A 24,008-nucleotide genomic window follows, 5' to 3' on the forward strand; every position below is an offset into this window, starting at 1 on the left:
AAGACAGAGATCAGAAAACAGAAGTAGAACGCGGAAGACAGTAAGGCCGGAGGCGTTGATTGAGCCTCGATCGGGGCTGGAAATCATTCGTTTGTCTGATCCGCGTAATCTGCGAGATCCGCGGTTCTGCCTTCTGTCCTCTGCCTTCTGAACGCTGTTCTTTTTGTGCCCTTTGTGCTTTTTTGTGGCCAATCCGTCTTGGTTTGAACCCGCGTTATCGGTGTTATCCGTGGCGGCTTATCTTTGCGGTCTTTTGCGGCAGGTGATTACCAGTTGTCGGCGGCGTAAACGGCTTGTGCGGCGGCTTCTTCCGCGCCCTTCGGTGTGCATTCGAGGCCGACGTACCCGGTGTACTTGAGAGCCTTCAGTTCCTTCAGCACGCGCGGGTAATGGATCTCGCCCGTACCCGGTTCGTTGCGCCCGGGGTGATCGGCGAGTTGGATGTACGCGACGGCATCCGCCGCGAAGCCTTCGCGCAGGTGACCGCAGAGGTCGCCCTCGGTGATGTGCATGTGGTATAAGTCCCACAAAATCTTGACGTGCTTCGAGTTGACCGCTTTGACGATCTTTATGGTCGGCGCGGAGCCGTACAAGCAGTGGCCCTTGTGATCGACGCGGACGTTCATCGGCTCCAGGATGAGCGTAATGCCGTGTTTCTCCGCGATCGGCGCGCCCTTCTTCAAGCCCTCAATGACGTTCTCGTGCATCTTCTCTTGCGGCACGCCCTTGATGTCGTCCCCGGCCACCACGCACATCATCGAGCACTTCCACTTTTTCGCGACCTCGCACCCCTTCTCGATCTTCTCCACGAACTGGTTGTGGTTCTTGGGGTCGTTGAGACCGGGTTTGAAGCCCCACGCAGTAAACTGCACGATTTTGATCCCGAGCCGCTCGCACGTCTCGGCGACCGCGTTTTGGTCCTTGTTCTCCCACGGCCACAGTTCGACCGCGTTGAAGCCCAGCGCGGCCGCGGCTTCGAGCCGCTTGAGGTAGTCCCGCTCCTTGCGCCACCACATCTCGATGTTGACGGCGAACTTCGTGTTCTTGGTCTGCCCCGGTTTGGCGACTTTCGGCTCGGGTTCGGCTCGGCCGGTCGACGGGACCAGCGCGGCCATTGCGCCGGCGGACAGGAACGTGCGGCGATCGGGTGTCATTGGGGAGAGGCTCCAATTGGGGACAGTGAGGTTACTTGCCCGGTGTGAATGACGTCAGAACGCGCGAGGCGTTTGCGTCCGCCCATTTGATGCAACCGAGGCCGGGAGCGAACCAGTAGGACGTCTTCGCGGACCCATCGGGGCTATCGTTTCGGTCCACGCGAATCGCCTTGAATTTGCCGGCGGGAACTTCGATCTCTTCCCAGTCGACCGTCTTGGTTTCTTGCCCGCCCAAGTTGTCGGTCCAGGTATTGTTGGCGCCGTGCGGCAGCTTCAACCACCACACCGGCTTATCGATCGCGGTGCCGGCGTACCGCACGACTTTCAACCCCGCGGTCGACGCGATCACCGTTTGATCGTGCATCCGCGCGCCCTGTTTGTCCTCAAACTCCTGTGTCACGGCGATCCCGTCGTCCGTTTTCTCCACCTTTGTGACGACACAGACGATTTCTTGCCCGCGCAACTCGGACACCATGCGGTCACCGACCCGCGTCGGGAAGCACACCGGTTCGTCCTTCGGCATCAGGTGCTTCGGAACCGGTGCGCTGGGCGCTACGGGAGCCGAGAGCACGAACGTGCTGATGATCGCCGCGAGGAGAGCGGTGCGCGCGAGCCGTGAGTGGAACACGAAGCCTCCTTCTGCGTACTTGGGCGCGAACCGGTTACGAAACGGTCATCGGTCGGCCGTTGTCCTTGGCGCTCAAATTCAGCAGGAGTGGTGCAGCGCGCTTCGCCCATGCGTCGGGCTTGGGGTAACTACTCGCGCCGCCCGCGAACGCCTGCCGGAGCATGTCCGTGTCGATGATTCCCGGATTTAGCGGAACCGCGGCCATGCCGTTCGGGAGTTCCTGAGCGAGCGCGAGCGTTAATCCCTCCACCGCGTACTTCGTGGCGCAGTACGGGGCCACTTCCGGCGCGGTGCTGCGCCCCCACCCGCTCGAAAGGTTCACGATCACGCCGGCCTTCCGCGCCACCATCGCGGGAGCGAATGCGCGGATCACGTGGAAGATGCCCTTCACGTTCACATCAATGATCGAATGAAACTCGTCCGCCGGCACCTCCCACAGAGGGGCCGGGGTGTTCATGAGCGCCGCGTTGTTGACGAGCAGGTCCGGCGGGCCGAATTGAGATAGCACCTCGTGCGCCCACGAACTCACGGCGTTGGCGTCGGTTACGTCCACTTGCTTGAAGGCGTGCGGAGCGGGGAACTCGGTGCGCAGGGCGCGCACGTGCCCGTCGCTGCGCCCGCACCCGACGACAGTGTGCCCGGCCACCGCGAGCGCCGAAACGAGCGCCCGGCCCAGTCCCCGCGTCGCACCCGTAATAACGATGATTTTGCTCAATTCACACTCCCAGAACCGGACCCGCGTCCCGAACATCGGTACCCAGCACGGTTCGCCCATCTCGCTTCGTCGTTGCGACGCCGATCTCGGTGTAATCTTTGGCTCCGCGCGGTAGAATCTCGACGCCCATTGTGCCCCGGCACGGGGCGCGACACAATGGGCTGGTTACGCGCTTCGCCCGGTCGTCACAAATTGTGCGAATTGACACCCGGGCGCGCAATAAGCTATAGTTAAGTCGTTCAATTCGTGATCGCGTCTTTGCGTGCGGGCCGGATGTCCGCTCTCGTGCGAGCAAGATGCTGGTTTCCCTTCTGTGGGAAGCCGTTCAAATGAGCCGCCAATCCCTTCTTTCGGGGCGGCCGATTGGAACTCTTGCGGGCCGCGTCCCGCGACCGTGGTACGAAACGAAATGGGAACGCCGACCGATCCGACCGGCCGTCCGTCCTCGCAGAGAATTGCTGGGCCGGTACCGTCGTCGGGTGAGCCGGAGCCGAAACCCATCAAGGACGGGTCCACGGACTCGCACCGACCGAACAATTCGCTCTCCGATCTGATTCAAAGCGGCGGCTCGTCGCGGACCCGGTCGAACGAGTCCGATATCGCACAGTTCCTCGCGCACCCGCAGGGCGGTGCCGCGAACTCCGACGACGCACCCACGGTCATCACGCACAACACGAAGCAGGCCCAACCCGCTCCGCCGGTTCCGCTTACAGTTGCGGGCGAACCGCCCTCGATCGCGGGCCGGCGCCTGGGACACTTTGAGCTCATTGAGGCCATCGGGTCCGGCGGCATGGCGGCCGTACTGAAGGCCCGCGACCTCGAACTCGGGCGCATCGTCGCGCTGAAGATCCTGCCGCCCGAAGCCGCACGCGACCCGGAAAGCGTTACGCGGTTCAAGCAAGAAGCCCGGTCCGCCGCGAAACTCGATCACGAGAACGTCGCCCGGGTGTACTTCTTCGGCGAAGACCAGGGGTTGAACTTCATCGCGTTCGAGTTCGTCGAGGGCGACAACCTGCGGGTCATTATCGACCGGCGCGGGCAACTGCCCCCCGGCGAGTGCGTGCGCTACATGATGCAGGTGGCCGCGGGGCTGAACCACGCGGCCGAGCGCGGCGTCGTTCACCGCGACATCAAGCCGTCGAACATCCTCATCACCCCGGACGGGCGCGCGAAGATCGTCGACATGGGGCTCGCGCGGTACCTCGGCTCGGAACTGGTGAACGGCACCGTCACGCAGTCCGGGGTGACGCTCGGTACGTTCGACTACATTTCGCCGGAACAGGCACTCGACCCGCGTCGGGCGGACGTGCGGAGCGACATCTACTCCCTCGGTTGCACCTTCTACCACGCGCTCACCGGGCGGCCCCCCGTTCCCGAAGGGACCGCGGCCCGGAAGCTCCGCGCGCACCAAGAGGACGATTTCCTCGACCCGCGCGAGCTGAACCCCGCGATCTCCGACGAACTGGCCGCGATCCTCGCCCGCATGATGATGAAGGACCAGGCCGCCCGTTACCAAACGCCGAACGAGCTGATTTCGCACCTGAAGGGACTCGCGGAACGACTGCACGTCGCCGATCCCCTCGCACACGACAGCGCGACGAAGGCGGTTCCCGCCGAACTCCGGCTCCTGCCCGAAACCCCTCGGCTCCGCCCGTGGTGGGTGATGGCCGTTGTGGCCGTGGCCCTGGCGGTGGTCGCGTTCGTGGTGTCTACCGGCAATCCCGGTCCCGCACCCGGCCTGCCCGGGACCGCCGGCACATTTGCTAAGGACAAAGGCAAAGAGAAGGGTAACGGCCAAGACGCGAATAACGGGGGCGACCCGGCCACGAAGGGACCGACTCTTCCCGCGAACCCGGCCGCCTCCGTTGTGCCAGTACGGAAGATCGAAGAATTGGCGATGAAGCTCAAAGACCCGGCAACCACGAAGGTGGTACTTGCGCCGGGAGAGTTCGATTTGCGGCGCTTGCCCCAGGGTATTTTGTTCCAGGGAAATGCGCTGGAACTCGTGGGGGCTGGCGCCGGGCTGACGAAGATCATTGTGAACGCGAGTGCGAGTACGAATCGCGACACCTCGGGTTCACTGACCGTGAGCGCACGCACCGTTGCGATTAGCGGCGTGTGGTTCGAGCTGCGTTCCGATACGGAGAACCTGACTTTTGATACGCCGGTCGGGGTCCAGATCGAGGACGCGGCCGAGATCAAACTTACCGACTGCGTGTTCATGCCGGAGAGCCCGCAGCCGAATCACGAAGCCCGTGCGGTGGCCGTTACGCGCACACCGGCGGCCGAGGGCACGGCGGCCGTCACCGTAACGCGGTGCCTGTTCGCCCCCGGCGCGGTCGGGCTGGCGCTCCCCGCGGGTTCGACGGCGGACGTAACCGACAGCGGGTTCGCCCCGCACGCGACCGCGGCCGTGCAAATCACGGACGCACCGGTGAGCGAATCAGCGGCCCCGGCCGTAGTTACGCTCAAGCGCTCCTCGTTCATGCTCGACCCCAACGGGGCCGCGGTGGAAGGCGCGCCGGGCCGCCTGTCGGTCGGCGCCTTCGACTGCCTGTTCGCGCTGGTCGGCAACAAGACGTTTCGCGCCCCGTTCGCCTCGACGGACGCAACGAAATACGGTGCCGGCGTCGTGACGCGCGTGCGCGGTGACAAGTTGAATTTGGAGAAGCTGAAAGGCATGCAGTTTTCCGTTCCGCCCGGGCGCGCGAACGCCTTCTACCGCGTCCACCCGATCGGAGCACCGAACACTTCGTTCTCGTTCGAGGAATGTAAAGCCGCATTCGGCTTGCGGACCGACGAGAAGAACCACGTCGGTCTGGACCAGAGTCCCTGGTCGGAGAGCAAGCCGGTCGAGGCGGTGGTCTCGAAAGCGCCGTGGAAGGCGTTTCGGCTCAAAGTGGACGACGATGTGAAGGACGACCCCCTGTTGTTCATGAAGAACAAGGGCGAGACAACAGAGCCGTTCGGTGTCGTGTTCGACAAGAAGGACGAAAAACCTTTCGGCCGCCGCTTGGCGTACCCGGACATCAAGTTCTGGCCGCCGAAGCGCCCGGTGTCGGTCGCCGAGAGACCGAGAAAAGTCTGGTACCCCAAGGCCCCCGCGGGCACGGAACTCGCGCCGGGCGAGTTCACCGAGTTGCGCACTCTTTTGCGCGTGGTGCGCCCGGGCGACACGATCCAGATCCGGCACCACGGCGTGCTGCGGGTAGACGGCGAGGAACTGAAGGCCGCGACCAAGCCGAGCGAGGGCGAGTTCCGCGTCACGTTCGAGCCGTACCCCAACTGCGAGTTCGTTCTGGAGAGCCAGGGCGACGAAGAGATCGATCAGAGCCTGTTCAAACTGAAGTCCGGCGAGGTGACGTTCAACGGGATCCACTTCCTACTCAAGCCGAGCCGCGCGAAGAACGAGGTCACGGCCGCGGTCGCGGTTCTGGGGGGCCGGAGCTGCACGTTCAAGAACTGCACGTTCACCCTCGCCGAGAAGGACGACGCCCAGGTCGCGGCGGTGTACCTGCCGAACCTCAAGCCGGTAATGGAGATGGACCCGGTCGCGCGATCGGTGCCGAAGGTGGCGTTCGACCACTGCGTGGTCCGCGGGCGCGGGCGCGGCGTGTGGGTCGAAGTCACCCGCCCGCTGAACCTGGAACTGAGCGACACGCTCACCGCGCTCGACGGCCCGGTGCTGTTGTCCGAAGCGGGCGGCAAGCCGGTCGCGACGAGTACGAGTACCGCGAAGTTCTTGCGCGTCACGGCACTGGTGGCCGGGCCGATTGTCGAGATGCGCGGCGGGAAGTCCGCCGACACGATGCGCACCGCGGGGCTCACGAAACTGGACGTGGAAGCGGACGAGTGCCTGTTCGTCGCGGTGCCGCTCGCCGGGCGCCCGCTCGTGGAACTCGACGGCGTCGAGCCGACCGACTGGAAATCGGTACTGAGTTGGCAGGTGAAGAAAGCCAACCGCTACGCGAACTTCGATACCTCGGCCGTGGTCGCGCTGATCCGCCCTCACGGTGAGGGGATCGCAAAGGAATGGGGCTGGGACGACTGGGTCGGCAACGTGGGCGAACCGGCCTCTGTGACCGGCAAACGCATCGGGAAGGTGACGTTCGCGGCGCTCCCGATCGGGCTGAAAGAACTCGCTACGGTGAAGCCAGCGGACGTGGTGGTGAAGGACGCCGACTTCCCCGACCCGCTCGACTCGAAACTGATCGGCTCGAAGCTGGTCGAAGTCGGCGCTGATCCGGAGAAGTTGCCCACTGCGCCCGACGAAATGAAACCGGAGTGACGGGTGTGATTAAAAGAGAAGGACAGGGACGAGTCGGCGGGTCCGACTCTTAATCCCTGTCCTTAGTCGCTTCGGCGTTCGGGTCACTTCTTCTTGGCGGCCGGCTTCTTGGCGACAGCGGCTTTCGCGGCCGGCTTCTTGGCGACAGCGGCTTTCGCGGCCGGCTTCTTGGCGCCCGGCTTCTTCGTACCGAAGATCGCGTCGTACCCTTCGCCGAACTTGTTGTCTTCCGACATCCCCATCCGAACGATGCTCATGGCAGCCCCTGGTGCGAGTAATTGTGGTCGTCGTGAACTAGTGTAAGTCACACTCGGCGCGTTGTCACGGGTGCCCGAGCCTTTGAGTGCGGCCCGCGCTCATTTTCCGCACGCAAATCGGAACAGGATCTCGGCCGCGGGTTCCAACTGCGCGAGATCGATCCACTCGTCCTTGGTGTGCGCCTGCGCGATGTCGCCCGGGCCGAACACCACCACCGGCACGCCCGCGGCCGCGACCGTCGCGGCGTCCGTACCGAACGGCACCGGGTGAACGATGTGTCCCCCCGTAACGGAATCGATGGCCGCGCCGAACCGCTTCACGAGGTCCACCGAGAGGGCCGGACTGAGAGGGAGACACCCAGCGGAACTGCGCGCGAGTACAAACGGGAAATCCGCCCCCGGTAGCGCCTTCAAAACAGCTTCGAGTTCAGCGGTCGCACTCTCGTAGGTCTCACCGGGCAGCAAGCGCCGGTCCACGTCCGCGCGGCAAAAGTCCGGCACGGTGTTCGGCGACACCCCGCCGGTCACGCGGCCCACGGAGATCGTTCGCGAGCCCAGAACCGGATCGGCGGGCGCGCTTTGTAACTTCTGCGCGTACTCCTCGATCCCGCCCAGGAGCCGGGCCATGCGGTACACGGCGTTGACGCCCTGCTCGGGCCGCGACGAGTGGCACGCGCGCCCGGTCGTTTCGAGCGCCCAGCGCGCGACGCCCTTGTGCGCGTTCACGATGTTCAGCAGCGTCGGCTCGGCGACAATGGCGCAGTCCGCGCGGAACCCGGACGCCATCAGTTCCTGAATCCCGGCGCCCCCGTGCTCCTCGTCCACGGTGAACGCGAGCGTCACTTTCGCGGAGCCGGCCGGCTTTTCCCGGATGAGCCGCGCGAACGCGGTGAGCATGACCGCCCCACCGCCCTTCACGTCGCACGAGCCGCGCCCGTAAAGTTTCCCGCCCTCGATCTTCGCGCCGAACGGCTCGACGATCATGCCGTCAACGGGCACCGTGTCCTGGTGCGCCTCGAACAGCACGTGGAACGGCACCGGTCCCGGCGGCGTATAAGTGGCGACGAGGTTCTCGCGCCCGGCGGCGACGCGCTGGCGGTAGAACTCGCACCCAATCGCGCGAAGTTGAGCTTCCAGAAAGTCGGTCACGCGCGATTCGTGGACGAGCGCGGGATCGATGTCCGCGCGCCCCATCGGGTTGACGGACGGGAGGCGCACGAGTTCGGCGAGCAGTTGTGGCAGTGGGAGCATGAGGTCTGATGTACCCCGAGCGCGGTCTTTGCAAAGGGCGGCCCCGAACCGGGGGCCGGATCGCCCCCCCGCGGCGGCGCTACGCGCGGCGGGCGCCCGTGTGCCAACGCGGGTTGGTAGCATTATCCTCGTCCCTCTTTCAGCGATCAACAACTACCGCTATAACGGCACAACTCCCTCGTTCACTGCCGGAGCCGCACGATGAAGGTTCACGAGTACCAGGCCAAAGAGCTGCTCGCCGCCGCGGGCGCGAACGTCCCCAGGCACGTCGTCTGTAAGACGCCCGACGAGGCCGCCGCCGCGTTCGACCAGCTCAGTAACGGCGGCGGGGTCATGGTGAAGGCCCAGATCCACGCCGGCGGGCGCGGGGCCGGACAGCTCGTCGGGTTCGCGGACAAGCTCGGCGGGGTCAAGTTTTGTAGCAGCAAAGAAAAGGCCCGCACCGTCGCCGAGACGATGCTGAAGCACCCGCTGAAGACGCTCCAGACCGGGCCGCAGGGCCAGCCGATCCGCACGCTCATCGTCCAGGCCGACGCTGAGCCGGACAAGGAGTTCTACGTCGCCGTCGTGTTCGACCGCGGGATCGGGCTGCCGGTACTCATGGCGTCCGCGGCCGGCGGGATGGACATCGAAAAAGTCGCGCACGACACGCCCGAACAAATCATCAAGGTGCCGTTCAGCCCGGAAACCGGGCTGCTCGCGTTCCAGGCCCGGCGCCTGGCCTACGAACTCGGCTTCACCGGCGACCAGGTCGCGAAGGCCGAGAAGATCATGCTCGCGCTCTCGAAGGTCTACCTGGAGAAGGACGCGACCCTCGCCGAAGTGAACCCGCTCGCGGTCACGAAGTCCGGCGACGTCGTGGTGCTCGACGCGAAGTTCGATTTCGACGACAACGCGCTGTTCCGCCACAAGGACGTCGCGGCCCTGCGCGACGAGAGCGAGGAGAACCCGGCCGAACTGCGGGCGGGCAAGGCCAACCTGAACTTCATTCAGCTCGACGGGACCATCGCGTGCCTGGTCAACGGCGCGGGCCTGGCGATGGCCACGATGGACATCATCAACTACCACGGGACGGCCCACGGCGTCGGCCCGGCGAACTTCCTGGACGTGGGCGGGAGCGTGACCGCGGCCGGGGCGGTCGAGGCGTTCCGCATCATCCTCTCCGATCCGAAGGTGAAGGGCATTCTGGTGAACGTGTTCGGCGGGATCGCGAGCTGCGCGACCATCGCCGACGCGCTCGTGAAGGCCGGCAAAGAGGTCGGGTTCAAGGTGCCGGTCGTCGTGCGGCTCGAGGGCAACGAGGTCGAAAAGGCGCGGGCCATTCTCGCGGCCGCGGCCGCCGACCTCCCCACCCTGAAGACCGCCGCCGACCTGACGGGCGCCGCGAAGCTGATCGTCGAGCTGAGCAAGTGACTTACCCGCTTCTTCCGGAAAGGAACCCGAGATGATTGTCCCCGTGAGGTCCCGTCGCGCGGCGGCCGCGCTTCTCGCAGCACTGCTGGGGTGGGCCGCGCTGCCCGGGTGCGGCGGGTCCGCGCCCCAAGCCGAGAAGAAGGACGAGAAGAAAGACGAACCCAAGAAGGGGCCGGACGCGGACCCGAAAAAAGGCCCCGACGCGGACCCGAAAAAGAGCCCGACGCCCGTCGCCGAACCGAAGAACGCGCTCGGTCCGGTCGAGCCGGCCGCCGCAACGATGGCGGACGCCTTCCTGAAAGACTTGGGCCAGGGGACCGCGAAAGCGGACGCGCTCTCGCCGGCGCTCCTCAAGGCCGTGGGGAAGCCGCTCGAGCTGCCGGACGACATCAAGAATGGGGTGAGCCCCGACGCGGCGACCCGGTGGCTCAAGTACATCGGCGAGGGGTACACCTTCTCGCTGGTGCTGGACCGGCAACAGGCCGGGGACGCGGTCTACTGGCGCGGGCAAGTTAACGGGCGCCAGCTCCCGCCCGCGGGGGGCGGGTACTCTTTACGGCTGATTAAGGACGCCGGCGCGTGGAAGGTGGACGCGCTCGTCATCACGTCCGTTGAGATTAAGGGGCGCATCGCGACCGGCACCGCGGACGCCGCGCTCCAGGAGTTCGCGGCGACGTCGTTCGTGGAACTGCTGGCCGACGCGAGCGGGATGGAGCCGAAGAACCGTGCGCCGGCGCTCGCACACGCGATGGTCCCCGCGCTTCGGGTTTCGTGGGCGCCCCCGTTCGAGGGAGATACCAAGCAGGGGTACGACTACAGCACCGGCAAACTGACGGTCAAAGCCACCGAGTACGGCGGCGGGACCAAGGAGTTCAGCGTCTCGAAAATCGCCGACCTCACGTTCAGCGCGGAACTCACCAAGCCCGCCGGGAAGAAGACGATCGTCGTGAAGCTCGTGAAGGGCACCACCCCCGGCGAGTGGCTCGTGAGCGAGGTGGCCGAAGCGAGGTAGCCGTGCGCGTGGCCCCACGGCGAACGTCTCATGTTTCGCTGTGGGAACACGTACCGCGTTGTTTCACGTGCCTCCTGGTCGGTCCCTTCGGGGGAGAAGAATGTCGCCCGGCGACTCGCTCGACCGCCTGCACCGCGACCTCGGCCTGAAGCGGCTCAACCCGCTGTGGGCGAAATTGGAGATCCTGTTCGGCCTGTTTGTGGTAGCCGCGGGGCTGTTCGGCGGGATGAAACTCGCCGTGCGCCCCGAAACCGAAGTTCCGCTGTGGGCGTGGCTCGGCCCGGTGCTGCTCGTCACACTCGGCGGGTACCTCGCGCTCGCCGGACACCGCAGTCACTTGTATCAATCGAATAACCGACTCACCGCGCACCTGGCGGACCTGATCCGCGCGCAACAAAAATCCGGACCCTCGCTATGAGCATCCTCGTCGACAAGTCCACCCGCGTCATCTGCCAGGGCATCACCGGCTCGGCCGGGAGCTTCCACACCGACCAGTGCCTGCTGTACGGGTCGCAGTTCGTCGGCGGGGTCACGCCCAAGAAGGGCGGCACGACGTGGAAGGGCGAGAAGTCGGAAAAGCAGCTCCCCGTCTTCAACACCGTGGCCGAAGCGGTAAAGGCGACCGGCGCGACCGCGAGCATGATCTTCGTCCCGCCCGGCGGCGCGGCCGACGCGATCATGGAAGCCGCGGACGCGGGCGTCACGCTCATCGTCGCCATCACCGAGGGCATTCCCGTTCTGGACATGGCCCGCGCGAAGCGCTACCTGAAGACCAAGCCCGGCGCGCGGCTCGTCGGGCCGAACTGCCCCGGGGTGATTACCCCCGGGCAGTGCAAGATCGGCATCATGCCGGGGCACATTCACAAGCCGTGTGGCGCGGGCGAAAAGGGCATCGGCGTCATCAGCCGGTCCGGGACGCTGACCTACGAAGCCGTGTTCCAACTTACGGCCCTGGGGCTCCCGCAAAGCACCTGCGTCGGCATCGGCGGCGACCCGGTGATCGGCACGAACCAGATCGAACTCCTGGAGATGTTCGAGAACGACCCACAGACGTCCGCGATCCTGATGATCGGTGAGATCGGCGGCACCGCGGAAGAAGCGGCGGCGGAATTCGTAGCGAAGAGCGTGAAGAAGCCGGTGGCGGCGTTCATCGCGGGCCAGACGGCCCCCCCGGGCCGGCGCATGGGCCACGCGGGCGCGATCATCTCCGGCGGGAGCGGGAGCGCGGCCGACAAGATCGCGGCGCTGGAGAAGGCCGGGATCGAGGTCGCCCCCACGCCCGCCGACCTGGGCAGCGCCGTGCAGAAGGCAATGGCGAAGAAGAAGTAAACTCGATGCGCTGCGGCGTTCTTGAAACAGCGGGGGCGAGCCAATTGGCTCGCCCTTTCTGCTTTCTGACCGCGAATATGTGGTCAGCGCGTCGGGTCGAGGACGCGCCCCATGAACAGCACGGCCCCGGTTTCCTCGTGCTTGATGACGAACAGGAACGGGTGATCGGCGCGGAACTCTTTCGGCGGTGGAGGAGGCGTTCGCGGGCCGGCACAACCGCCGCCAGCGCACCCAGTTGCGGCGGCCGCGACGGTACCGATTTCATCCACCGCGACGAACGCCTTGTGAATGACGCGATTGAGGAATAGCCCTTCGGGGTGGTCGGTCATTCCTTGGAAATTTGCTTTCTGTGAATCGAAGGCCTCGGTCACCCCCATTCTTTGGAGTGTGGTGGTGAGTTCGGTCGGCACGGGGAACGTGAACTTCGGCAGCCACACTTTCACGTCAGTCGCGTTGTTGATTGCGGCACGGCCGGTCAGATGTACCGCGGTCAATTGCCGCTCCAGGTCCGGCAGCCCGTCCGGTTCTCGGGGTAGCAGGATGTACATGCTCGTGGAGAAGTCATCGTAGGGGAGCCGTAATATCTGAAGAGCTTCCGATTCCAGTAGCCCGAAACGGGTCCGCTGGTACATCATCGAGCACTTCACTTGCGCGCCCGTTGAGAGGATGAAATCGGCCGGTTTGGTATCGTGCGTCTGGAACACGTTCGCCCAGCGCGATTTAAAGTAGATCGCGTTCGTGAGTACGGCCCGCGTGTTGTGGTCGAACACCCCGGGCGCGATCAGGTTCCTGATTCGGTTCCGCGTGCGCTCTTCGACCCAACGGTTGATGCGCGCGGGAACGTCCCGGGCCGCGGTCCGAAAATCGGCGCCGAACAGTTCGGCCTGAAAATCGGTGCGAACTCGTGCGAGATACTCCACCTTCCACGGGTGATCTTGTTGCGCCCAGAGCGCGTTTGCGACGATCAGTTCTGTGCGTCCCGCCCCCAATTGCGGGGTCGCGATAGTTGCGGCCAGACCACGATACGCCGCTCCCAACTTCTCAGCGGCCGGCAAGTGCAGCACCTTCTGCATCTCGTCGAATGTACTTCCGCGCGCACCCGCGGCAGCCATCGCCAGTGCGGTTCCGATACTGTACGGGGAAACGAGCAGGTTGCCGCTATCGGCTCGGAGTTGAGCGTACAGATCGGTCGCGAACGCGCGCAAACCGTCGACCGCAGCACTCAGATCTTTCGGGTCGGGCGTAGGAGATGAGTGTGCGCTGCGCATAGATGGAATGGATTGATAAGTAACGGAAAGCAGCCTCAGAACGTTGTACCCGATTCCGGTCTTGCCCGCTGTAAGCCGTTTCGCCATTTCCACCGACTGGGTAATGTGCGATGCTGGGTGCGGCCCCAACGCTGCCTTCCAAACGATGAGGCTTCCGTTCATGCGTCGCCTTGCACTGTTCCTTCCAATCCTCCTCTCCCCTCTTTTTGTCGCCTCTCCCACCATCTCGGCCCCGCCCGTTGCGGTCGAGATCCCCGCCGCACACAAGCCCGACGCGAAGGCCGTCGTTCGCTACGGCGACGGCTACCGCTACCCGCAAGCCGGGTGGGTGGTGCTCCACGTCGAGGGCGAGCCGTACACCCGCGGGTACCAACAGGGCCGCTTGCTCTCGAAAGAGATCGCCGCGTACATTCGGATGGTCGCGACCGAGCGCAGCGTGAAGGCCCCCGCCGACGGGTGGAAGGCCGCCCGCCAACTCGCCAACGCGCTGTTCCTCCGCAAGATCGATCGCGAAGTCCTCGAAGAGATGAAGGGGATCGCGGAGGGCGCGACCGACGCCGGCGCGACCTACGAGCAGCGCGACATTGATCTGCTCGACATCGTCGTGCTGAACACCTGGATGGAACTCGAGTCGCTCGATTCCGCACTCAACACGATGCCCACCGGTCTGGAAGACAAAGTGTTCCCGCGCCCGGGGCTCCCCAAGGCCCCCGCGCCGCGGCCGGCGAAAAAGGACCACTGCTCGGCGTTCATCGCGACCGGTCCCGCAACGGCCGACGGGAAGATCGTGTTCGGCCACATCACGATGTCGGGGCTTACCAGTGCCCCGTTCGTCAACGTGTGGATCGACGTGGTGCCGAAGAAGGGGCACCGGTTCGTGATGCAGGCGTTCCCGGGCGGGGTGTGGTCGAGCCAGGACTACTACATCAACGACGCCGGCATCGTGTTGTGCGAAACGACGATTAATCAGTCGCCGTTCGACTCCACGGGCATGACCCTGACGAGCCGGGCGCGCAAGGCGATTCAGTACGGCGAGAGCATCGACGCGGTCGTGAAGGCGCTCTCCGAGAAGAACAACGGGCTGTACGCGAACGAGTGGCTCATCGGCGATCTGAAGACGAACGAAATCGCGATGTTTGAACTCGGCACGAGGGCCACGAAGTTGTGGCGCAGTTCCAAAGAGGAATGGTTCGAGGGGACGAAGGGCTTCTATTGGGGCAACAACAACGCGAAAGATCTGGCAGTGCGCCTCGAAGCACTTCCCGCGGAGGCGGACGATCGCCCCGAAAAGACCGAGTGGGAACCCGACGAGCGCGACAAGGCGTGGTTGAAGTTCTACAAGGAGTACGCGGGGAAGATCGATGCGGCGGCGGCGAAGGTCGCGTTCACCAACGAAACGCTGGCCCAGGACTCGTCACTGGACGCGAAATTCGCCACCGCGGACATGGCGAAAAAGCTGGCCACGCACGCGATGTACGGCCCGCCGCACGGCAAGGCGTGGAAGCCGACCGACGAGCAGAAACGCGACTACCCGGAAATTGTGACACTCGAACCGCACCCTTGGACGGTGCTCACCGTTGGCGGCCCCTGACGGGCCGCGTCGTAAGGTCGAAAAGTCGAAAGTCGTAAAGTCGAAAATCTCAGCAGTGAAGGCTCGCGACTTTACGACTTTGTGACCTTACGACCTGCGACGCAGATCACTTCTTTTCTTCCTTGATCTCGACCACCTTCCCCCGCGCGAGCGTCGCTTTGAGGAACTCGACTTCCTTCATCGCCTCTTCCTTCTTCTCGTAGCCGACGGTGCCGATCGCGACCGACTTGCCCTCGGTGTTCTTAACCCGGAACCGCCAGCCGTCCTTCGCCTTGTAGACCTCGATCGTGCCGACCTCCTCGGCCTTCTTCTGAAGCGCCGGCGCGGGGGACAGCCCGGCGGCCGCGATCAGTGCCGCGACGATTGCAAACAGGGCGAACGAACGCAACGCGGTGCGCATGGGAGAACTCGCAGTGGTGGGTGGCGCTGCAGCAGATCCACAGCGCACAAGGATTATCGCACGCGGAAAAGTGAGAGACAACACGCACGGGTGTCATACGGGCAGGAGATCGCCCACAAGCACAGCAAAATCTGGGATAACGGGAAGTCGGGAATACGAACGAAGAAGCCCCGCTGTAAATCGAGCGGGGCTGGGAAGCGTCGTGGTACTCACGACCCGATTCTACACCTTCGGGCGCTTCGTGTGCCAGTCAGTTGCGGCCTCGTACATGCGCGCGATGCGGAGCAACTTCTCTTCCGCGAACGGGGCACCGAGCAGTTGCAGACCAATGGGAAGGCCGGTCTTCGTGAAGCCGCAGGGCATGCTTAGCCCGGGAATCCCCGCGAGGTTACACGACACGGTGTAGACGTCCGACAGGTACAGCGCGAGTGGGTCGTCCGACTTCTCGCCTGCCTTGAACGCGGCCGACGGGGTGGTCGGCCCCATCACCACGTCGCACGACGCGAACGCCTCGTCGAAGTCCTTCTTCACGAGCCGCCGCACCTTCAGCGCCTTCACGTAGTAGGCGTCTTTGTACCCGCTGCTCAGCACGTAGGTGCCGAGGATGATGCGGCGCTGCACTTCCGGGCCGAAGCCCTCGCCGCGCGACTTCGAGTAGGTCGCGATGAGGTCGCCCTTCTTCGCGGTGCGGTGCCCGTAGTGCATCCCGTCGAAGCGCGCGAGGTTGCTCGACGCCTCCGCCGGCGCCACGATGTAATACGCGGCCAGGGCGTAAGGGCTGTGCGGCAGTGACACGTCCACGAGCGTCGCGCCCAGTTTCTTGTACTCGTCGAGTGCGGCCCGCACGGAAGCCTCAATCTCCGGGTCCAGGCCCTGTCCGAAGAACTCCTTCGGCACGCCGATGCGCAGCCCCTTCACCGGGTCGTTGACCGTCTTCGTGTACGCGGGCACCGGCTCGTTCACGCTGGTGCTGTCGCGCCCGTCGTGGCCCGCGATCGCTTCCATCATGAGGGCGCAGTCGGTCACGTCGTGCGTGAACGGCCCGACCTGATCGAGCGAACTCGCGAACGCGATCAGACCGTACCGCGACACGCGGCCGTAGGTCGGCTTCATCCCGACGATGCCGCACAGCGCCGCGGGCTGCCGGATCGAACCGCCGGTGTCGGTTCCGAGCGAAAGCGGCGCTTGGCACCCGGCGACGCACGCCGCGCTGCCACCGGACGACCCACCGGGAATCCGGTCCGTGTCCCACGGGTTCCGGGTGACCTGATAAGCACTGTTTTCCGTGGACGAACCCATCGCGAACTCGTCCATGTTCGTCTTGCCGAAGACGATCGCGTCTTCCGCCTTCAATCGCTCGACCGTGTGCGCATCATAGGGCGGAACGAAGTTCTCCAGAATCTTGCTCGAGCAGGTGGTGCGGACACCCTTTGTGCAGAGCACGTCCTTGACCGCAACGGGCACGCCCGAGAGTTTGCCCAGCGGGGCCTTCGCCGCGCGCTTCGCGTCGATGGCTTTGGCCTGAGCGCGCACCGTATCCGGATCGGGCGGGAGCATGAACGACTTGAGCTTCGGTTCGCGCACGGCGGACGCAGCGAGGAACGCATCCGCGATTTCCAGCGCGCTCGCCTGTCCCGCGTTCTGAAGGGCAATGAGTTCGGCCGCGGTCTTCTCAATGAGACTCATGATGTGTCCTGGCGAGCGGCCGGTATGAGCCGGCCGGTGAAGCATTGGTTCGATGAGTTTTGGCTGTGAGGGGCGCGGACCGGCCGCTTAGTGGCTCACGGGTTCGTCGGTATCGAAGACCGCCGGGACGCTGAAGTATTCGCCGGCCTTGCTCGGCGCGTTCTGGAGCGCGGCCTCGACGGGGAGCGACGGGACCGGCTCGTCGGGGCGGAACACGTTCTGCACCGGCAGCGGGTGCGCGAGTGGTTCGACGCCGTCGGTGTTCAATTGGTTCAGTTGGTCGATGTAGTCGAGGATCGCGGAGAGCTGTTGCTGCATCCGCGCGAGGTCCGCCTCGGACATTTCGAGCCGTGCCAGCTTCGCGACCTTCGTGACCTGTTCAATCGAAAGCGACATTGCTTCGCCCTAGTGTGCGCTAAGATGTCGTGATTATAGGTGAATGACACCAGAATGGACGGTCAACCCCGCCTGCGAGTTCGGGGGGCTGCAAGCGAACCCGTCCGCAAGGGCGATGGGGGGCTTTAAAGCTCCACCCGCTCGTTGACACCCGCGGTTCGCCTAAGTCGTATGGCGAACCGCGGGTGTCAACGAGCGGGTGGAGCTGATCCCTGCCCGATGGATTACCCGCTGCCCTTGCGGGCAGGGTTCACCATCTGGGGTGTGCTACCCACACTTCGCGACTTCAGCGGCGCGGCTCGTGAGCACCAGTTCTACCAGAGCGTCCACGCTCAACCCGATGTCCGCGAGCAGCTCGTTGCGCTCGCCGTGCTCGATGAACTTATCGGGGATACCGCGGCGCACCACGTTCCGAGTATCGAGCCCGGCCGAGTTCGCAGCTTCCAACACCGCGGAGCCGAACCCGCCCTCAACGGTCCCCTCTTCGACCGTCACCACCAGCGGGAGCGTTTCGACCGCCCGCAGGATGGTTTCCTTGTCGAGCGGCTTCACGAACCGGGCGTTAATCACGCCCATGTGAATGCCCTGGGCCTTCAGCTTCTTCGCGGCGGCGGTGCAATTGGACAGCAGCGTGCCGAACGCGACGAAGCACCCGTCCTCGCCCCAATCGATGACTTCCGCCTTGCCGAGTTCGATCGGCGTCGGGGCTTCCGTGCGCTCGACCTTTTCCAGATTCGCCTTCGGGTAGCGAACGGAGATCGGCCCGGTGTGCTTGAGCGCGAACTTCAGCATCGGCTGGACGTCGGTCTCGTCGCCCGGGGCCATGCTCACCATGTTCGGGAACAGCCGCATGTACGGCACGTCGAACACGCCGTGGTGCGTCGGGCCGTCCGGCCCGGTCAGCCCGGCCCGGTCCATGAGGAACGTGACGTGCAGGTTCTGGAGGCACACTTCCTGGAAGATCTGGTCGAAGCTGCGCTGCAGGAACGTGCTGTAGATGTCCACCACGGCGTTGGCGCCCGCCTTCGCCATGCCCGCGGCGAACGCGACCGCGTGGCTCTCGCAGATCCCCACGTCGTAGAAGCGCTGCGGGAAGTCCTCGCGCACCTTCTCGAGCTTGTTCCCCTGGCACATCGCGGCCGTCATCACCGCGATCGTCGGGTCGTCCTGCATCGCCTGGTGCAGCGCGAAGCTGATGGCGTCCGTGTACCCCTTCGCCCCGCCCTTCTTGAAGGACACGATGGCGCGGTTCGGGCCGACCTGCTCGAACACTGGGGGCGTGTGGTAGGTGACCGGGTCTTCCGCCGCTTGCGGGACGCCGTGCCCCTTGTTCGTGAACACGTGCAGCAGGATCGGGCCTTCTTGCGACTTCAGGTCGCGGAGGATCTTCCGTAGACCGACGAGGTCGTGCCCGTCCACCGGGCCGAAGTAGCGGAAGCCGAGTTCCTCGAACAGCATTCCGTCTTTGAAGAACGCCTTCAGCCCGTCGCGGAACTGCTCCAGGGCGGAGTGGGCCATACCCCCTATTACGGGGATGTTGTTGAGGAGCTGGTTCAGCTTGCGCTTGCTCCCCTGGTACAGCCCCGTCATGCGGCACTGGTCGAAGTATTGAGCCACCCCGCCGGTGCGCGGGCAGATGCTCATCTTGTTGTCGTTGAGGATGACCAGCGTGTTCTGCTTCATCCCGCCGATGTTGTTGAGCGCCTCGAACACGATGCCTGATGGGAACGCGCCGTCGCCGATGACCGCGACCGCGTGGTTGTCCTTGCGGCCCATCAGTTCGTCGCCGGCCTTGAGGCCGGAGGCGGTGGAGACGCTACAGCCCGCGTGCCCCGTCATGAACAGGTCGTACTCGCTCTCGCCGGGGTGCGGGAACCCCATCAACCCGCCCTTCGTGCGGATCGTGTGGAACTGCTCGTAGCGCCCGGTGATGAGCTTCTGCGGGTAGATCTGGTGGCCCGTGTCCCAGATGAGCCGGTCCTTGTCCTTCGAGAAGTCGAAGGACAGGTGCAGCGCCAGGCACAACTCGACCACGCCGAGGTTACTGGCGAAGTGCGCCGGGCGGTTGGTGAGCACCCGGATCAGCTCGTCGCGGATCTCGTGGGAGAGGGTCTGCAGTTGCTCGTCCGAGAGCTCCTGCAGGTCGGCCGGGGACTTGATCTGCGGTAACAAGTTTGTCATGTCATTCCCCTTGGGCGAGCCCCGCCCGTGTGAGCGGTGGGTGGAGGCCGTCATCCGCCCCTCGTGGGCGGTGCGTGCCTACCGATCCCTCTGGACCACGTACCGGGCCAAGTCCGCGAGCAGCGCGCTACCGAGTTGCTCGGCCGCCGCGACCGCGTGTTGGCCCAGCTCCTCTGCCCGGCGCCGGGACTCCTCGACTCCAAGGAGCCCCGGATAGGTCAGTTTTCCGCGGGCGGCGTCTTTGCCCACCCGCTTGCCGGTCTTGTCGGCCGTGCCCTCAACGTCGAGCAGGTCGTCCGTAACTTGAAACGCCAGCCCGAACGCCGCGGCGAAGTCATCAGCCGCTTTGAGCGCGTTTGGGTCGGTTCCCGTCGGCCGATCGGCCTGCGCCGCGAATACCCCGAGCCGCAGTGAGGAGCGGAACAGCGCCCCGGTCTTGCGGCGGTGAATGTTCTCGAGGTGATCGACCCCGCGATCTCCCTCCGAAGGGACAGAAACCGGTTCCCCCGACAATCGCCCTTCGGCTTCCAGGTCGAGCGTCTGACCGCCGACCATTCCCACCGCCCCGGAGCCGCGGGCCAGCTCTACACAACTAACCGCAGCCGTGCGTGCGGGGTAACCCGCAGCGACCACCTCGAACGCGCCCGTCAGGAGCGCGTCACCCGCGAGGATGGCCAGAGCCTCGCCGAATTTCTTGTGGCACGTCGGCTGTCCGCGGCGCAGGTCGTCGTCGTCCATCGCCGGCAGGTCGTCGTGAATCAGCGAGTACGTGTGAATCATCTCCACCGCACACGCCGACGGCAACGCCAACTCCAGCGAGCCCCCGGTCGCCTCACACGCGAGCGCCACCAAGAGCGGCCGGAGCCGCTTGCCGGGCGAAAACAGGCTGTACGCCATCGCCTCGGCCAGAGCCGGCGGCGCGTCCCGCGTGACCTCCCGGAGCGCAGCGCGAAGCGCCTGCTCCACCCGGTCCTGGCGCGATTTCAGATCGGCCATTAACCGATCGCCCGCTCGCGCCTCGGACCCTCGGTCCGCTCCGGAGGAAGATTCAATGTTATCAACTTTGCGTTGCAAAGCCAGACGACTTTGGGCGCCGTCTGTAATTGATCCCGGCGTCATTCGGTTATTCCCGGGTCGCGTGCGGACTTGGGGGCGGGTTTGCGCACAGCGGCCTTCGCGGTTTCGATGGAAGCGACGTGGTCGAACGGCTTCAGTTCGGCCCCACCATCTTCGCTGACGCCCGCGAGCAGTTTCACCTTTTGCTCGGCGTCGCGGAGCTGGCCGTAGCACTGCCGGAGGAGTGCCACCCCGCGCTCGTAACGGGCGAGCGCGTCTTCGAGCGTGGTGGTACCGTCTTCCAGTTCGCGCAGGATGCCGTCGAGTTCGGCGAGTGCCTGCTCGAAGCGCAACGGAGCTTCCGGGGATGGGTCGGGCATGAGTGCGCGTCCCGTGCGTGGAGCGTGGAGCCGTCCGTGGCGGCGAACTTCACCCGCGAGTGGGGCGAAACTTATCCGTCACCCGGTGGTGACGGTTCGCCGTGAGCCGTTGAGTGTTCGTGTTCCGTGCCTTGGGCGCCGGTGACGAGGGACCGGATCACCCCGGAGGCGACCCGCGTGACGAGCAGGTCGCCGGGGCGCAGGGCGCCCGCGTCGCGAACGAGTTGGCCGTCGCTCGTGTGCGTCAGACTATAACCGCGAGCGAGAACCTGCAAGGGGCTGAGTGTTTCCAGTTGGGCAGAAAGGGACGCGAGTTTTTCCCTCATCTGAATGAGGCGCTGGCGCGCGACCCGGGCGAGGCGCTCGTTGGTGTCGTCCAGGCGCTGCCCGAGGGTCTCGATGCGCTGGAGCGGGAGCCGGAACACGGGGCGCGTGGCGATCTGATCGAGTTGCTGCTTGGCGTACTTGATCCGGCGCTCCGCGGCGTCGCCCATCCGCGTGCGGAGGTCGCGCAGCGCGGCGAGCAACTCCTGCCGATCGGGTGTGAGCGCAACGACCGCGGCCGTCGGTGTTTCGGCCCGGTGATCGGCGACGAGGTCGGCCACTGTGACGTCGATCTCGTGGCCCACTGCGGAAATGACAGGCACGTTCGAGTTGAAGATCGCGTCCGCGACGGCTTCCTCGTTGAACGCCCACAAATCTTCCGCGCTGCCGCCCCCGCGCCCGAGGATGATCGCGTCGAACGAGAGCTTATTGTTGCGGTGCAGCCAGTTTAGTTGTCGCACCGCGAGCGAAATGTCGTGTGCGGCCCCTTCGCCCTGAACCCGCGACGGGCGCACGATCAGTTCCGTAAAAGGCCACCGCTGGGCGAACACTTCGATCATGTCACGGATCGCGGCGCCGGTCGCACTCGCGACCAACCCCACGCGACGCGGCGGGCGCGGGAGGGGGCGCTTGCGGGCCGGGCTGAAGTAGCCCTTCGCGAGCAACTTCTCCTTGAGTTGACGCAGCGCGAGTTCCGCGGCGCCGACGCCCTTCGGCTGTAGTTCCTCGACGATGAACTGGTACTCGCCGCGCGGGTCGTACACCGTGAGCCGCCCGCGTGCGATGATCTCCATGCCGTCGCGCGGATCGAACCGCAGGCGTAAGTTGATCCCGCGGAACGCGACCGTCTTGATCTGTGCGTTCGCGTCCTTGAGGGTGAAGTACCAGTGCCCGCTCGCGGCCCGCGTGAAGTTCGACACTTCCCCCGCGACCCAAACGGAGAGGAACTTGGCTTCCAGCGTCCCGCGCACCTGTGCCGTGAGCTGCGACACCGAGAGCGGCTGAACGGCAGTTTTGGGGACAGCGCTCATTCGTTCCTCGCGGCCCGGCGCGGCAGAATTACTTTCCGATCACTTCAGGGAATTGCGCACAAGGTAAATCGGATCACCCTGCTGATCGTTCATACACGATACCAATTCCAGGTGACCGAATGCAGCCCGATCTTCCCACTCCTGCCGGATGAGAACCGCGAACGCACCCGGTGGTAACGCCCGCACGTCCGTCAGGCGCGACGCGGGCCGGGCGTAGTAGAACATGACGCCCTCGTCCTTGAGCTTGAGCACGAACAGCGGTTCGCCGACCGGCACGTGCTCGCGCAGCGCCGCACCGGTGGCTTCTGCGTTGCGACCCGCCGTGCGCTGCGGGATTACCACCTCGACGAACACGACTTTCGCAACGAGCCAACACAGGAGGAAGGCCACGATCAGGCGAACCCTGCCCGCAAGGGGCTGTAACCCCTCCCCAACCCCTCCCCCAAGGGGAGAGGGGCTTAAAACCATCGTGGGTTCTGTTCCCCCTTCCTTTTTAGGGAAGGGGGTTAGGGGGTTAGGTTGCCTTTCCTCCCCCTTCACTTCAAGGCGGCTCGGTCGCTTGAGCCACGCGATCAGCCCCATCACACCCAGCCCCATCAGCCCCGCGCTCATGGGGAGCGCGTAGCGGACGTTGTGGTTCGGCACGAGCGTCCAGAACAACAGATTCGGCCAGGTCCAGCAGTGCAGGAGTTGGAGCAAGAGCTTCCCGCGTTCGTCCCACTGCGCCCAGAAGCTGCGCCGGAACGTGAGCAGCGCGAACGCGGACACGGGTAAGTGTGCGGCGAACACGGCGAGCGGGTACGTCGCGACGTCGGTCCACGGGTAACCTTTGCTCGCCTTCGGCGCGAAGCGGTACGCGGCTTCCTTGCGAATCGTATCGGCGAGCGCGTCCCAGCCGACCTCTCGCACTACTGCGCCGGCCCACAGCGCACACGCCGCGCACGCGACACCCACCGCGAGCAAGTGCCGCCAGCCGAAAAGGAGCGCGAGTTGCCGCCGCCATGCGAGTAGCGGAACCACGGTGAGGTAGAAGAACGCGGGCGCGGTCCATTTCGTCAGGGTGCCGCCCGCGACGCAGAGTAGCGCTGCGACAATAAGCCACAACGACTCGCGCTCCCGCGATTCCAGCGCGCGGTGGAACAGCACGATCACGGCCGTCACCCAGCCGACGAGTGTCATGTCGATTTCCGCGCTCGGCACTTTGTCGAGCCACAACACCGAGCACGGTAATAGGACGGCGACGAGTAGCGCGGCCCGTTCGCCCAAGACGCGCCGAAACATGCCGTGCATGAGCACGACCGCGAGCGTTGCCGCAAGTACCGATGGCAGCCGCGCGGCCGCAGCGGTCACTTCACCGAACGGCAGGCTGCACAGCCCGATCGCGACGTAGTGACCGGGCGGCTTCGTGAGGAACGGTTCGCCGTACAGAACGGGGTAGAGCCAGTGGCCTTCTAAACACGATCGGCCGATGATCGCTCGCAGTGATTCCGTGCGGTAAACGGGACCAGCCGCAGCGCCATACAGGAACAGGAACGCGCACCACCCCGCGACGAACGCGGGCGCCAACCGCACTGCGGGAAGCGGGAAGCGAACGCGAATTAGCGACGCGAGTCGAATCGGCGGCCTCCTTACCCGGGACCGCGGGCAT

The 24,008-nt window shown here is 65.1% G+C and carries 20 protein-coding genes; 6 read left to right on the top strand and 14 right to left on the bottom strand.

The genetic code is table 11. The features are described from left to right. Window positions 1–266: 266 nt before the first annotated feature. The 3 genes from J8F10_RS23720 to J8F10_RS23730 are packed head-to-tail and all read right to left on the bottom strand — an operon-like array spanning window position 267 to window position 2,497. Window positions 267–1,154 carry a hydroxypyruvate isomerase family protein gene (locus J8F10_RS23720; protein ID WP_210658090.1) on the bottom strand — a complete coding sequence of 296 codons (888 nt, stop codon included), beginning with the start codon at window positions 1,152–1,154 and terminating at the stop codon, window positions 267–269. Window positions 1,155–1,185: 31 nt separating this feature from the next. Next, window positions 1,186–1,782, bottom strand: coding sequence for a hypothetical protein (locus tag J8F10_RS23725; protein WP_210658092.1), 597 nt, complete (start codon window positions 1,780–1,782; stop codon window positions 1,186–1,188). Between the two features lie 34 nt (window positions 1,783–1,816). Then, complete coding sequence (locus J8F10_RS23730) at window positions 1,817–2,497, bottom strand: SDR family oxidoreductase (RefSeq protein WP_210658094.1); 681 nt, start codon at window positions 2,495–2,497, stop codon at window positions 1,817–1,819. A 409-nt stretch (window positions 2,498–2,906) separates the two neighbouring features. On the opposite strand from J8F10_RS23730, the gene J8F10_RS23735 reads away from it, so the two are divergent. Next, a complete protein-coding gene (locus J8F10_RS23735) occupies window positions 2,907–6,785 on the top strand; it encodes a serine/threonine-protein kinase (protein ID WP_210658096.1) in 3,879 nt (1,292 codons plus the stop codon). A gap of 83 nt (window positions 6,786–6,868) precedes the next feature. Here J8F10_RS23735 and J8F10_RS23740 read toward each other — a convergent pair whose 3' ends face one another. Further along, on the bottom strand, window positions 6,869–7,042 hold the full coding sequence (locus tag J8F10_RS23740) for a hypothetical protein (protein ID WP_210658098.1): 174 nt from the start codon (window positions 7,040–7,042) through the stop codon (window positions 6,869–6,871). Between the two features lie 99 nt (window positions 7,043–7,141). Then, complete coding sequence (locus J8F10_RS23745) at window positions 7,142–8,293, bottom strand: M20 family metallopeptidase (RefSeq protein WP_210658101.1); 1,152 nt, start codon at window positions 8,291–8,293, stop codon at window positions 7,142–7,144. Between the two features lie 201 nt (window positions 8,294–8,494). Here J8F10_RS23745 and sucC point away from each other — a divergent pair, with 201 nt between their 5' ends. The 4 genes from sucC (at window position 8,495) to sucD (ending at window position 12,047) form a co-directional block, all read left to right on the top strand. After that, window positions 8,495–9,706: an ADP-forming succinate--CoA ligase subunit beta gene (sucC, locus tag J8F10_RS23750; protein ID WP_210658103.1), complete on the top strand. Its 1,212-nt coding sequence runs from the start codon at window positions 8,495–8,497 to the stop codon at window positions 9,704–9,706. A 43-nt stretch (window positions 9,707–9,749) separates the two neighbouring features. Next, window positions 9,750–10,718, top strand: a complete 969-nt coding sequence (locus J8F10_RS23755) for a hypothetical protein (RefSeq protein WP_210658105.1) — start codon at window positions 9,750–9,752, stop codon at window positions 10,716–10,718. 100 nt (window positions 10,719–10,818) lie between these two features. Further along, window positions 10,819–11,136: a hypothetical protein gene (locus tag J8F10_RS23760; RefSeq protein ID WP_210658107.1), complete on the top strand. Its 318-nt coding sequence runs from the start codon at window positions 10,819–10,821 to the stop codon at window positions 11,134–11,136. Further along, complete coding sequence (sucD, locus tag J8F10_RS23765; protein WP_210658109.1) at window positions 11,133–12,047, top strand: succinate--CoA ligase subunit alpha; 915 nt, start codon at window positions 11,133–11,135, stop codon at window positions 12,045–12,047. The genes J8F10_RS23760 and sucD overlap by 4 nt, the downstream gene beginning before the upstream one ends. A gap of 83 nt (window positions 12,048–12,130) precedes the next feature. Here the strand turns inward: sucD and J8F10_RS23770 are convergent, their stop codons facing one another. Further along, window positions 12,131–13,315: a serpin family protein gene (locus J8F10_RS23770; protein WP_210658111.1), complete on the bottom strand. Its 1,185-nt coding sequence runs from the start codon at window positions 13,313–13,315 to the stop codon at window positions 12,131–12,133. A gap of 160 nt (window positions 13,316–13,475) precedes the next feature. Between J8F10_RS23770 and J8F10_RS23775 the strand changes: the two genes are divergently transcribed. Then, window positions 13,476–14,906, top strand: a complete 1,431-nt coding sequence (locus J8F10_RS23775) for a C45 family autoproteolytic acyltransferase/hydolase (protein WP_210658113.1) — start codon at window positions 13,476–13,478, stop codon at window positions 14,904–14,906. 106 nt (window positions 14,907–15,012) lie between these two features. Here J8F10_RS23775 and J8F10_RS23780 read toward each other — a convergent pair whose 3' ends face one another. From J8F10_RS23780 to J8F10_RS23815, 8 genes are all read right to left on the bottom strand, one after another. Next, complete coding sequence (locus tag J8F10_RS23780; RefSeq protein WP_210658115.1) at window positions 15,013–15,306, bottom strand: hypothetical protein; 294 nt, start codon at window positions 15,304–15,306, stop codon at window positions 15,013–15,015. Between the two features lie 222 nt (window positions 15,307–15,528). Continuing rightward, window positions 15,529–16,992, bottom strand: coding sequence for an Asp-tRNA(Asn)/Glu-tRNA(Gln) amidotransferase subunit GatA (gatA, locus tag J8F10_RS23785; protein WP_210658117.1), 1,464 nt, complete (start codon window positions 16,990–16,992; stop codon window positions 15,529–15,531). A gap of 87 nt (window positions 16,993–17,079) precedes the next feature. Then, window positions 17,080–17,388, bottom strand: a complete 309-nt coding sequence (gene gatC, locus J8F10_RS23790) for an Asp-tRNA(Asn)/Glu-tRNA(Gln) amidotransferase subunit GatC (protein ID WP_210658120.1) — start codon at window positions 17,386–17,388, stop codon at window positions 17,080–17,082. Window positions 17,389–17,655: 267 nt separating this feature from the next. Further along, window positions 17,656–19,569, bottom strand: coding sequence for a 1-deoxy-D-xylulose-5-phosphate synthase (gene dxs, locus J8F10_RS23795; RefSeq protein ID WP_210658122.1), 1,914 nt, complete (start codon window positions 19,567–19,569; stop codon window positions 17,656–17,658). A gap of 78 nt (window positions 19,570–19,647) precedes the next feature. Further along, complete coding sequence (locus J8F10_RS23800; protein WP_210658124.1) at window positions 19,648–20,565, bottom strand: polyprenyl synthetase family protein; 918 nt, start codon at window positions 20,563–20,565, stop codon at window positions 19,648–19,650. Window positions 20,566–20,684: 119 nt separating this feature from the next. Further along, window positions 20,685–21,005: an exodeoxyribonuclease VII small subunit gene (locus J8F10_RS23805; RefSeq protein WP_210658126.1), complete on the bottom strand. Its 321-nt coding sequence runs from the start codon at window positions 21,003–21,005 to the stop codon at window positions 20,685–20,687. A gap of 71 nt (window positions 21,006–21,076) precedes the next feature. Next, complete coding sequence (xseA, locus tag J8F10_RS23810; RefSeq protein WP_210658128.1) at window positions 21,077–22,360, bottom strand: exodeoxyribonuclease VII large subunit; 1,284 nt, start codon at window positions 22,358–22,360, stop codon at window positions 21,077–21,079. A gap of 39 nt (window positions 22,361–22,399) precedes the next feature. Further along, complete coding sequence (locus J8F10_RS23815; protein WP_210658130.1) at window positions 22,400–23,932, bottom strand: ArnT family glycosyltransferase; 1,533 nt, start codon at window positions 23,930–23,932, stop codon at window positions 22,400–22,402. Between the last annotated feature and the right edge of the window lie 76 nt (window positions 23,933–24,008).

Origin of the sequence: Gemmata palustris, assembly GCF_017939745.1 — a bacterium.
Lineage (GTDB): Bacteria > Planctomycetota > Planctomycetia > Gemmatales > Gemmataceae > Gemmata > Gemmata palustris.